10 protein-coding genes are annotated in these 10,082 nt (G+C 74.6%); 6 read left to right on the top strand and 4 right to left on the bottom strand.

Annotated elements, in window-relative coordinates; all coding sequences use genetic code 11:
• From D476_RS0131055 to D476_RS0131040, 4 genes are all read left to right on the top strand, one after another.
• Positions 1-577: class I SAM-dependent methyltransferase (locus D476_RS0131055; RefSeq protein WP_017627766.1), on the top strand; the 577-nt coding region annotated here is incomplete at its 5' end.
• Between the two features lie 148 nt (positions 578-725).
• Positions 726-1,316 (top strand): TrmH family RNA methyltransferase, encoded by a 591-nt coding sequence (locus D476_RS0131050; RefSeq protein ID WP_017627765.1) that lies wholly within the window; start codon positions 726-728, stop codon positions 1,314-1,316.
• A 321-nt stretch (positions 1,317-1,637) separates the two neighbouring features.
• Positions 1,638-3,029, top strand: coding sequence for a hemolysin family protein (locus tag D476_RS0131045; protein WP_017627764.1), 1,392 nt, complete (start codon positions 1,638-1,640; stop codon positions 3,027-3,029).
• Positions 3,026-4,078 carry a hemolysin family protein gene (locus tag D476_RS0131040; protein WP_020380515.1) on the top strand — a complete coding sequence of 351 codons (1,053 nt, stop codon included), beginning with the start codon at positions 3,026-3,028 and terminating at the stop codon, positions 4,076-4,078. Before D476_RS0131045 ends, D476_RS0131040 begins: the two co-directional genes overlap by 4 nt.
• A 92-nt stretch (positions 4,079-4,170) precedes the next feature.
• Here D476_RS0131040 and D476_RS0131035 read toward each other — a convergent pair whose 3' ends face one another.
• Positions 4,171-4,812 carry a Uma2 family endonuclease gene (locus D476_RS0131035; protein ID WP_026124022.1) on the bottom strand — a complete coding sequence of 214 codons (642 nt, stop codon included), beginning with the start codon at positions 4,810-4,812 and terminating at the stop codon, positions 4,171-4,173.
• A 149-nt stretch (positions 4,813-4,961) separates the two neighbouring features.
• Between D476_RS0131035 and D476_RS0131030 the strand changes: the two genes are divergently transcribed.
• On the top strand, positions 4,962-5,906 hold the full coding sequence (locus D476_RS0131030; RefSeq protein ID WP_239648877.1) for a DMT family transporter: 945 nt from the start codon (positions 4,962-4,964) through the stop codon (positions 5,904-5,906).
• 79 nt (positions 5,907-5,985) lie between these two features.
• Here the strand turns inward: D476_RS0131030 and D476_RS0131025 are convergent, their stop codons facing one another.
• From D476_RS0131025 to D476_RS35230, 3 genes are all read right to left on the bottom strand, one after another.
• The gene (locus D476_RS0131025; RefSeq protein ID WP_017627758.1) at positions 5,986-6,408 is read right to left on the bottom strand and encodes an organic hydroperoxide resistance protein; all 423 of its coding nucleotides are present in this window, start codon (positions 6,406-6,408) and stop codon (positions 5,986-5,988) included.
• Positions 6,405-6,908, bottom strand: coding sequence for a MarR family winged helix-turn-helix transcriptional regulator (locus D476_RS0131020; RefSeq protein ID WP_017627757.1), 504 nt, complete (start codon positions 6,906-6,908; stop codon positions 6,405-6,407). Before D476_RS0131020 ends, D476_RS0131025 begins: the two co-directional genes overlap by 4 nt.
• An 88-nt stretch (positions 6,909-6,996) precedes the next feature.
• Positions 6,997-7,653 carry a TetR/AcrR family transcriptional regulator gene (locus D476_RS35230; RefSeq protein WP_017627756.1) on the bottom strand — a complete coding sequence of 219 codons (657 nt, stop codon included), beginning with the start codon at positions 7,651-7,653 and terminating at the stop codon, positions 6,997-6,999.
• Between the two features lie 67 nt (positions 7,654-7,720).
• Here D476_RS35230 and D476_RS0131010 point away from each other — a divergent pair, with 67 nt between their 5' ends.
• Positions 7,721-10,054 carry an ATP-binding cassette domain-containing protein gene (locus D476_RS0131010; protein WP_017627755.1) on the top strand — a complete coding sequence of 778 codons (2,334 nt, stop codon included), beginning with the start codon at positions 7,721-7,723 and terminating at the stop codon, positions 10,052-10,054.
• Positions 10,055-10,082 lie beyond the last annotated feature (28 nt).

Below are 10,082 nucleotides of genomic sequence, written 5' to 3'. Positions count from 1 at the left end.
CCTGCACCTGCGGCTGGACACCGACAGCGGGGTCTTCTCCCCCGGCAAGGTCGACCTGGGCACCCGGGTGCTGCTGGAGTCGGTGCCCGCCCCGCCCGCCACCGGGCGGCTGCTGGACCTGGGCTGCGGCTACGGCCCGGTGTCGCTGGCCATGGCCGCCCGCGCCCCGGGCGCCCGCGTGCTGGGGGTGGACGTGAACGGGCGCGCCGTGGAGCTGGCCGCGCGCAACGCCCGCACCGCCGGGCTGGACAACGCCGAGTTCCTGCAGGTCGGGGCGGACGGCGCCGCCGCAGCCCCCGCAGATCCCGCACCCTCCCCAGCACCCGGCCCCGGCGCCGAGCAGGGCCCCTTCGACGCCCTGTGGTCCAACCCGCCCATCCGCATCGGCAAGCCCGCCCTGCACTCCCTGCTGGGGTGCTGGCTGGCCCGCCTGGCCCCGGGCGCCTCGGCCCACCTGGTGGTCCAGCGCAACCTGGGCGCCGACTCGCTGCACCGCTGGCTGGACCAGCAGGGCTGGCCCACCGCCCGCGCCGCCTCCCGGGCCGGGTACCGGGTGCTGCGCGTCGACCGCCCCTGAGGCCGCGGCCCGCGCCCGGTACCCGGCCGATCGGCGCGGCCGCCCGCCGCCGGACACCGGCGAGCGGCTATCCTTGCGCCGACCGCACACCCGGGGGCCCACCGGCCCGCCCGGACCGCACGACTTCGACGAGGAAACCCGAGCACAGGTGAGCACGCAGCTCCGCCCCACCGACGTCAAGCGCCTCAACCGCCTCTGGCGCCGTCGCACCGAGGGCCGCCTGGCCCTGATCGCCGAGTCCGTCACCCAGCCCTTCAATCTGGGCTCGATCCTGCGCACCGCCGCCGTGTTCGGCGTGGAGGCGGCCTGGCTGGCGGGCAACACCGCCGACACCTCCCACCCCCAGGTCGGCAAGACCGCCCTGGGCTCGGAGAGCAAGCTGCGCCTGGAGCGCACCCGCACCGGCGCCGAGGCGGTGCGCGCCGCCCGCGAGGCCGGGTTCCGCGTCGTCGCCCTGGAGCTGGCCCAGGGCGCCATGGCGCTGCACGAGGCCCCCTTGGAGGGCGACGTGTGCATCGCCGTGGGCGCCGAGGACCACGGCTGCTCCCCCGCCCTGCTGGCCGCCGCCGACGCCACCGCCTACATCCCGCAGGTGGGACGGGTCGGCTCGCTCAACGTGGCGGTCGCCGCCTCCATCGCCCTGGCCGAGGCCCGGCGCCGGGAATGGGCCGCCCCCGGCCCCGAGGCGCCTGAGGCCCCTGAGGCGCCCGGCGCCGGGGCGCCCGCCGCCCGCGACTGAGGCCCCGCCCGGCCGCCCGGTTGCCTCCGCGCAGGTGAAGCCTTCGCAAAATCGGTTGCCGGGCCCCGGTTCAACCGCCCGCGCCAGGGAATTTCTCCGACCCCCTGTTCGTATCCTCGTACGTACACGCGACCGATCCGAGAGAGGACACGTGGACCCGTCCCGAAGTACCGGCAGCGCCCTACCGCTGACAGGGCGCTGCACCCCCGATTCCGAGGAACCGCCATCACCATCGGGCGCGCGCACCGGGAGTGAGAGCTCCGCGGCGGTGCGCGGCGCCCTGCCCGGCCCCCTCCCCCGCACGCCTGTGGAGCGTGCACGGTGAGCATCCTGCTGAGCATCCTCCTCGGAGTGCTGGTGATCATGGTGATCACCCTGGCGACGGGATACTTCGTCGCCCAAGAGTTCGGCTACATGGCCGTGGACCGCCCCCGCCTCAAGGCGCGCGCCGCCCAGGGCGACACCGGAGCCAAGCGGGCCCTGGGCATCACCGGCCGCACCTCCTTCATGCTCTCCGGCGCCCAGCTGGGCATCACCGTCACCGGCCTGCTGGTCGGGTCGGTGGCCGAGCCCCTGCTCGGCGCCGGGCTGGGCGAGCTGCTGGGCGTGGCCGGGGTTCCGGCCGGCACCGGTCTGGCCATCGGCACGGCCCTGGCCCTGCTGTTCTCCACTGTGGTGCAGATGGTCTTCGGCGAGCTGTTCCCCAAGAACCTGGCGATCGCCCGGCCCGAGCCGGTGGCCCGCTGGCTGGCCCTGTCGACCGGGATCTACCTGCGCCTGTTCGGCTGGATCATCCGCCTGTTCGACCAGGCGGCGGTGGTGCTGCTGCGGGCCGTGCGCATCGAGCCGGTCGAGGACGTGCAGCACGCGGCCACCCCGGCCGACCTGGAGAAGATCGTGGAGGAGTCCCGCGAGAGCGGCGAGCTGACCGCCGAGCTGTCCACGCTGCTGGACCGCACGCTGGACTTCCACGACCGCACCGCCGAGCACGCCATGATCCCCCGCCCGCACGTGAGCACCGTGCAGGCCGCCGAGCCGGTCAGCCGGGTCGTGGAGCTGATGGCCGTGGGCCACTCCCGCTTCCCGGTGATGGGCGACGATGTCGACGACGTCACCGGCGTGGTGTGCCTGCGCGACGTGCTCGCCCTGGGCGACGCCGACCTGGACGCGGTCCTGGTCAAGGACGTGCTGCGCCCGGCGGTGCTGGTTCCGGCCTCGCTGGGGCTGCCCGACGTGCTCGACCGGCTGCGCGACGCGGGCGAGGAGTTCGCCTGCGTGGTCGACGAGTACGGCGGCCTGGCCGGGGTCATCACCACCGAGGACCTCGCCGAGGAGCTGGTGGGCGAGATCGCCGACGAGCACGACCCCGAGGACGAGGGCAACGCGCGCGTGAGCGAGGACGGCAGCTGGCTGCTGCCGGGCGCCGAGCACGTCGACGAGGTCGAGCGCCTGCTCGGCCACGACCTGCCCGACGGGGACTACGAGACCATCGGCGGCCTGGTCATCGCCGAGCTGCGGCGCCTGCCCGAGTCCGGCGACGCGGTCACCGTGGACCTGCCCCGCCACCCCGGCGCCGAGGACGACGAGCCCGAGCGCTCGGTCCGGCTCACCGTGGAGGGCGTGGACCGGCACGTGCCCGAGACCGTCCGCCTGGAGCTGGTCGAGGGCGCGGCCCCGGCCGGGGGCGGCGAGCACCAGGAGGTGAGCGCATGAGCGACATGAACCCGGTCCTGGCCCTGGCCCTGACGGTCGTGATCATCGCGCTCAGCGCGTTCTTCGTGGCCATCGAGTTCGCCCTGGTGGCCGCGCGCCGCTACCGCCTGGAGGAGGCGGCCGAGAAGAGCCTGTCGGCGCGGGCGGCGCTGCGCAGCGCCCGGGACCTGTCGCTGCTGCTGGCCGGGTCCCAGCTGGGCATCACCCTGTGCACGCTGGCGCTGGGCGCCATCTCCAAGCCCGCGGTCAAGCACCTGATGGAGCCGCTGTTCCACGGGTGGATGCCCGACGCGGTGGCCTACACCCTGGCCTATGTGCTCTCCCTGGTCGTAGTGACCTTCCTGCACCTGGTGGTGGGCGAGATGGCGCCCAAGTCCTGGGCGATCTCGCACCCGGAGAAGTCGGCGACGCTGCTGGCGATCCCGATGCGGGCGTTCATGTGGCTCACCCGCCCGGCGCTGGTGCTGCTCAACGGGATGGCCAACAAGTGCCTGCACCTGGTGGGGGTCTCGGCGGTGGACGAGGTCGCCGCCGGGCACGGCCCCGAGGACCTGCGCGAGCTGGTCGACCACTCGGCCAAGGCCGGGGCGCTGGACGAGGAGCGCCGCGAGCAGCTGGCCACCGCCCTGGAGGTCAACTCCCGGCCGCTGGACGAGGTGATGACCCCGCTGGCTCAGATGGCCTCGGTGGGGCCGCACGCCGACATCGAGGAGGTCAAGCGGGTCTCCCGGGAGTCGGGCCACCTGCGGCTGGTGGTGCTGGAGAGCGGGCGGCCGCTGGGTGTGGCGCACGTGCGCGACGCGCTGACCAGCCCGCAGGGCACCACCGCGGCCGACCTGATGCGGCCGGTGCCCACGCTGGCGGCGGGCACGCCGATCTACGCGGCGCTGGGCATCATGCGCGAGACCCGCAGCCACCTGGTGCTGGTCGAGAGCGCCGACCCCGCGCCGGGAACGGCCGAGGCCAAGCGGCCGCGCCCGCGCCTGGTGGGGCTGGTGACCATGCAGGACATGCTGGACCGGCTGCTGCTGCTGGAGCCGCGCGCCTGATCCGGGCGCGGTGAGGCGGCAGGGCCGGAGGAACGCGAGGGCGGCCGGGGCGTGGAGCTCCGGCCGCCCTTCGCCGTGTGGGGGTCAGGGGGTCAGCCGTCCTGGGGAGACTCCGGGGTGTCCTCGGCCCGTTCTCCCGCGTCCTGGCCGCCGATGCGGCGTCGCCAGGGGCCGTCGGCGGTGAGCCAGCGCGGGACGAGGCGCAGGGGGAAGGGCGCATCGGTCTCGAACACGTCGGTGTCCAAGACCTCTTGGACATCCCGGTAGAGGCCGCCGTCCAGGCGCATCTCGAAGACGGCGGTCTTCTCGACCGAGGGCGCGACGATCCAATAGGACTCGATGCCGAACTCGGCGTACTCGGCCCGCTTGCGGTGGGTGTCGCGGATGGTGCTCTCAGGGGAGAGCACCTCGACCACCAGCAGCGGCGGGCGGGTGAGGTAGGGCCGCGCCTCCTCCCCCTCCCGGATCACCGCCAGATCGGGGCGGCGGTGGCGGCTCGGGTCGCCGTCGAGGTTCATCCCGGGATCAGGAAGGACCTCGAATCCATCAGGGGCGAGATTCCCCAGGTATGTCTGCAGGCGCCCTTCGACGCGCGTGTGGTCGAAGACGGGGGCCGGAGTCACTTCAAGCCGCCCGTCGACCAGCTCGTACTTGCTGCCGTCGTCCGGCATCCGGGCCAGGTCGTCCACGGTGAGCCGACCGGCCCCCGCCTCCTGAGTGCTCATGACAGTCATACTGCCTCCTCTCGTTCATGGAGACCAGTATTCGCACGCGCGTACGACCGCGTGGCGTCTTCCCCGGATTCGTGGACCTTTCCGCGCATCCACCGCCCCATCAGTGGGAGGATTCACCCGGATTTCCGACTCTGAGGGAGGAACCGGACGTGATTTCGGCACGGCGCGGGGACCGGATGTGGGCGGTGGCCATCGCCGCCGGGCTGTGGGGCACCTCGGCGCTGATGCGCGAACCGCTCTCGGCCGTGCTGCCCGCCCCCACCATCGTCTTCTACGAGCACGCGATCATCGCGCTGTGCCTGAGCCCCTGGATCCTCCCGGCCTTCCGCGCCCTGGCCGCCGCCGGGCGGCGCACGGTGCTGGCCATGGCGGTGGTCGGCGGAGGCTCCTCGGCGGGCGCCACCACCCTGTTCACGCTGGCCTTCACCACCGGCGACCCCATCACCCCGCAGGTGCTGCAGAAGATGCAGCCGCTGTTCGCCATCGTGCTGGCGGTGCTGCTGCTCGGCGAGCGCCTGCGGCCGCGCTTCGCGCTCTACGCCGTGCCCGCCCTGGCCGGGGCGTGGATGCTGGCCTTCCCCGACCCCCTGGCGGTCTCGGTGTCCAACGCCAAGGGGGCCGCACTCGCCCTGGGGGCGGCGCTGCTGTGGGCCTGCGGCACCGTGCTGGGCCGTCTGGCCGGGGCGAGGCTGGCCCCGGTGCACGTGACCACGGTCCGCTTCACCATCGCCCTGCCGGTCGCCCTGGTCATCTGCGCCGCCACCGGCTCCTCCCTGGCCGTGGGCGCCGCCCGGGTCCCCCTGCTGCTGGCGCTGGCGCTCATCCCCGGCCTGGCGGCGCTGTCGCTGTACTACTGGGGGCTGGGCCGAACCGCCGCCAGCCGGGCCACCCTGGCCGAGCTGTCCTTCCCCCTGGTCTCGGCGGTGGTGGGGGTGGCGCTGCTGGGCGCCGAGCCGACCTGGTCGCAGTGGGCGGGCATGGCCGCCGTGCTGGCCGCGGTCACCGCGATGGCGCTGGCCCGCGGATCGGCCGCCCCGACGGGGGTGCGCGCCCCCGAGCCCGCCCCGGCGCCCACCGCGCCCTCGGCCCCCTGAGGAACCGCCCGGCGGAAGAAGGCGGAAGAGGGCGGAGGGGCCGGGGCATGCGCCCCGGCCCCTCCGCCTGCGCCGCGCCTCAGGCGCCGACGGCGGTGACCGTCACCTCGATGTTGCCGCGGGTGGCCTTGGAGTAGGGGCACACCTGGTGGGCGGCGTCGGCCAGCTTCTGCGCACCGGCCTGGTCCTGGCCCGGGATGGTGACCTTCAGCTGCACGGCCAGGCCGAAGCCGTCGTCGCCGCTGCCGATGGACACCTCCGAGTCGATGGTGGAGCCGTCCACGCTCACCTTGGCCTCGCGGGCGACCTTCTTCAGGGCGCCGTGGAAGCAGGCCGCGTAGCCCACCGCGAAGAGCTGCTCGGGGTTGGTGCCCGGCCCGTCGTCGCCGCCCAGCCCCTTGGGCACCGACAGCTCCACGTCCAGGCGCCCGTCGCCGGTGCTCCCGGCGCCCTTGCGGCCCTCGCCGGAGACACTGGCCTTGGCGGTGTACAGCACGTTCATGCTCGATCCTCCTGTGGTGGCGGTTGGCACGCCGACACGGCGTCCTGGGGCGGCGCGTCGGCGCCGAGCGAGGAGGTGACCCGGTCCAGCAGGGCGTGCAGGGTGCGCGCCTCCTGCCCGTCCAGCCCGGTGGCCTGCAGCACCCGCCCGGGGATGGTCTCGGCCCGCTCGCGCAGGGCGGCGCCCTGCCCGGTGGGGGCGGCGCGGACCACCCGCTCGTCGGAGCCCGAGCGCTCCCTGCTCACCAGGCCGGCCGCCTCCAGGCGGCGCAGCAGCGGCGAGAGGGTGCCCGAGTCCAGGCGCAGGGCGGCGCCCAGCTCCTTGACCGGGACCGGGCCGCGCTCCCACAGCACCAGCATCACCAGGTACTGCGGGTAGGTCAGGCCCAGGTCGGCCAGCAGGTCCCGGTACAGGCCGGTGATGGCCCGCGACGCCGCGTACACGGCGAAGCAGAGCTGGGCGTCCAGCGACAGCGGGTCGCGCGGCTGGTCGTCGGGCATGGTCGTGACCGTCCTCCTCGTTCGGATGCGAATCTACCCATTAGGTTGTGCGCAATCAAGTTGTGCACGGCCTTTTTTCGCGGGCCGCCTACCCGCCCTCCGCGGGCGGCGGGTAGGCCGCGGCGAACAGGGCCGGGATGCGGTCCACGTGCCGCAGGAAGCGGCTGCCCTCGAACCCGGCGTCCGGCTCGTTGCTCAGCTGCATCGACACCATGCCCGCGATCAGGGCCGCCAGCAGGTCCAGCCCCTCCTCCGCGGCGGCCCCGGCGCCCAGCTCGCCCCGCTCCACCGCCGCGCGCACCCGCGCCTCCCAGTCCCTGCGCAGGTCCAGCGCCGGGGCGTAGGCCCGCTCGGAGGGCACGAAGCCGGGCACCGTGCGCCAGAACATGAGCTGGGCCAGCACCGGGTTCTCGGCCGACCAGCGCGCACCGGCCCGCAGCACCGGTGCGAACCCCGCCAGCCCCGGCGGCGCCTGCTCGGCGGCCCGGCGGGCCGTGCGCAGGTAGCGCCGCTGGCCGACGCCGAAGAGCGCGTCGTACAGGGCCATGCGCGAGTCGAAGTACTTGTACAGCGACGGCGGCTGCACCCCCAGCCGCCGGGCGACCCGGGACATGCTCAGCCCGGCCGCGCCGTGCTCGGCCATCTCCTCCACGGCCAGCCGCAGGATCTCGGCCTTGGTCTCGGCGCGGCGCCGGGAGCGCCGGTCGGCGCCGCCCGGCTCGATGTCGTCGGCGAAGGATGTCACGGCGGCAGCCTACTATCGGACATAGCATTAGCTATAGCTATTAGCCTTAGCTGAGAAGGGGGCAGCCATGACCACCCACGCCCGCGAGCAGGAGACCGGTACCGCGCCGCCCGCATGGGGCCCACACGAGCACCTGGAGGCGATCCTGGTCGCCGCCGCGCGCCACCACAACCTGAAGGGCGTGCACGCCCGCATCCCCAAGGGCGCCGTCACCGCGGTCACCGGCGTGTCCGGGTCGGGCAAGTCCTCCCTCGTACACGGTGTGATCGCGGCCGAGGCCGGGCGCCGCCTCAACGAGACCTTCCCCGGCTTCCTGCGCAACCGCCTGCCCAAGCTTGCCCGCCACCCCGACCCCGGGGCCGTGCGCGGGCTCCCCCCGGCCGTCGTCGTCGACCAGGGCGCCCCCGGGTCCAACTCCCGCTCCACCGTGGGCACCATGACCGGGGTGCTCGCCGCCCTGCGGGTGCTCTACTCGCGCTGCGCCTCCCCCTCGGCCGGGGAGTCCACCGCCTACTCCTTCAACGACCCCGCCGGGATGTGCCCCGAGTGCCAGGGCCTGGGCCGCACCGTCCGCGTCGACCCCGACCGCGTACTGGACCCGGCCCTGTCGCTCAACCAGGGCGCCATCCTGGCCCCCATCGCCGCCGTGGGCACCGCCACCTGGCAGATCTACGCCGAGTCCGGCCTGTTCGACCCCGACAAGCCGGTCGGCGCCTTCACCGGCGAGGAGCGCGAGCTGCTGCTGCACGGCGGCGGCTTCCGCGTCGAGCGCCGCGGCCCCAACGGTACCTACCGCAACACCTACGAGGGCCTGGTGCCCATGCTGGAGCGCCGCTACCTCAACCGCGACACCTCCCGCCTGCGCGGCCGCGACCGCCGGGCCGCCCTCGCCGCCGTGCACGAGGGCCCCTGCCCCGAGTGCGGGGGAGCCCGCCTCAACGCCGCCGCCCGCGCCTCCCGCCTGGCGGGCATGGGCATCGCCGACATGTGCGCCCTGGAGGTGCCCGACCTGGCCGAGGTACTGGCCGGGCTGGCCGACCCGGTGGCCGCCGCCGTGGCCGGAGAGGCGCTGGCCTCCCTGCGCCGCATCGAACGCGTGGGCCTGGGCTACCTGCGCCTGGACCGGGAGTCGGGCACCCTGTCGGGCGGCGAGGCCCAGCGCCTCAAGGTCGTGCGCCACCTGGGCACGGGGCTGGCCGGGATGGCCTACGTGTTCGACGAGCCCTCCCGGGGGCTGCACCCGCGCGACGTGCACCGGCTGATCGGGCTGCTCTACGAGCTCCGCGAGGAGGGCAACACCGTGCTGGTCGTCGAGCACGACCGGCAGGTGGTGCGCGCCGCCGACCACGTCATCGACATGGGGCCCGGCGCCGGAGCCGCGGGCGGGCGCGTGGTGTTCGCCGGACCGCCCTCGGAGCTGGAGGGCGCCCCCACCGCCACCGGCGAGGCGCTGCGCACACCGGCCCCGCTCAAGCGGCGGGTGCGCACCCCCTCAGGCGCCTACCGCATCAAGGACGCGCGCCTGAACAACCTGGACGGGGTGAGCACCGACCTGCCCGCAGGGGTGCTGACCGCCGTCACCGGTGTCGCCGGGTCGGGCAAGTCGTCCCTGGTGCGCGAGCTGGCCCGGCTCCACCCCGAGGCGGTGGTGGTGGACCAGTCCCCCATCCCCGCCTCGCCCCGCGCCACCGTGGCCACCCACCTGAAGGTGATGGACCGCATCCGGCGCCTGTTCGCCGACGCCTCGGGGGCCGACCCCTCCCTGTTCAGCGCCAACTCGGCGGGCGCCTGCCCGCGCTGCAAGGGGCGCGGCACCGTCAGCACGGACCTGGCGTTCATGGACCCGGTGGTCTCGGTGTGCGAGACGTGCGGCGGGCTGCGGTTCCGCCCCGAGGCGCTGGAGCACAAGCTGGCCGGGCGCACCGTCGCGCAGATGCTCGACGCCACGGCGGCCGAGGCGGCGCCGCTTTTGGACGACACGGGGGTGCGGCGGCGCCTGGCGCGGCTGGAGGAGGTCGGGCTGGACCACCTGACGCTGGGCCGGGAGCTGGCGAGCCTGTCCGGGGGCGAGCGCCAGCGCCTCAAACTGGCCCGGCACCTGGGCGAGTCGGGGGCGCTGTACGTGTTCGACGAGCCGACCGCCGGGCTGCACCCGGCCGACGTGGAGGGGCTGGCCGCCCTGTTGGACCGGCTGGTGGACGCGGGCAACACGGTCGTCGTGGTCGAACACGACCTGGACCTGGTGCGCCGCGCGGACCACGTGGTCGACATGGGCCCCGGCGGCGGCCGCCACGGGGGCCGCGTGGTGTTCGAAGGCTCCCCCGCCGACCTCGCGGAGGCGGAGGGGTCCTCCACCGCCGAGTTCCTGCGCAGGGAGGAGAGGGAGGCGGGTGCGGCCTAGACGAGTGATTCCGTAAAGATCGTGTGAG

The organism is Nocardiopsis chromatogenes YIM 90109, assembly GCF_000341185.1.
Lineage (GTDB): Bacteria > Actinomycetota > Actinomycetes > Streptosporangiales > Streptosporangiaceae > Nocardiopsis_A > Nocardiopsis_A chromatogenes.
This window is presented reverse-complemented; position numbering and strand designations above follow the sequence as displayed.

Bases quoted from the DNA above. Each gene is read 5' to 3' on its own strand.
- D476_RS0131040 (WP_020380515.1), top strand. From the start codon at position 3,026: ATGAGCGACATGAACCCGGTCCTGGCCCTGGCCCTGACGGTCGTGATC.
- D476_RS0131035 (WP_026124022.1), bottom strand. From the start codon at position 4,812: ATGACTGTCATGAGCACTCAGGAGGCGGGGGCCGGTCGGCTCACCGTG.
- D476_RS0131025 (WP_017627758.1), bottom strand. From the start codon at position 6,408: ATGAACGTGCTGTACACCGCCAAGGCCAGTGTCTCCGGCGAGGGCCGC.
- D476_RS0131020 (WP_017627757.1), bottom strand. From the start codon at position 6,908: ATGCCCGACGACCAGCCGCGCGACCCGCTGTCGCTGGACGCCCAGCTC.
- D476_RS0131010 (WP_017627755.1), top strand. From the start codon at position 7,721: ATGACCACCCACGCCCGCGAGCAGGAGACCGGTACCGCGCCGCCCGCA.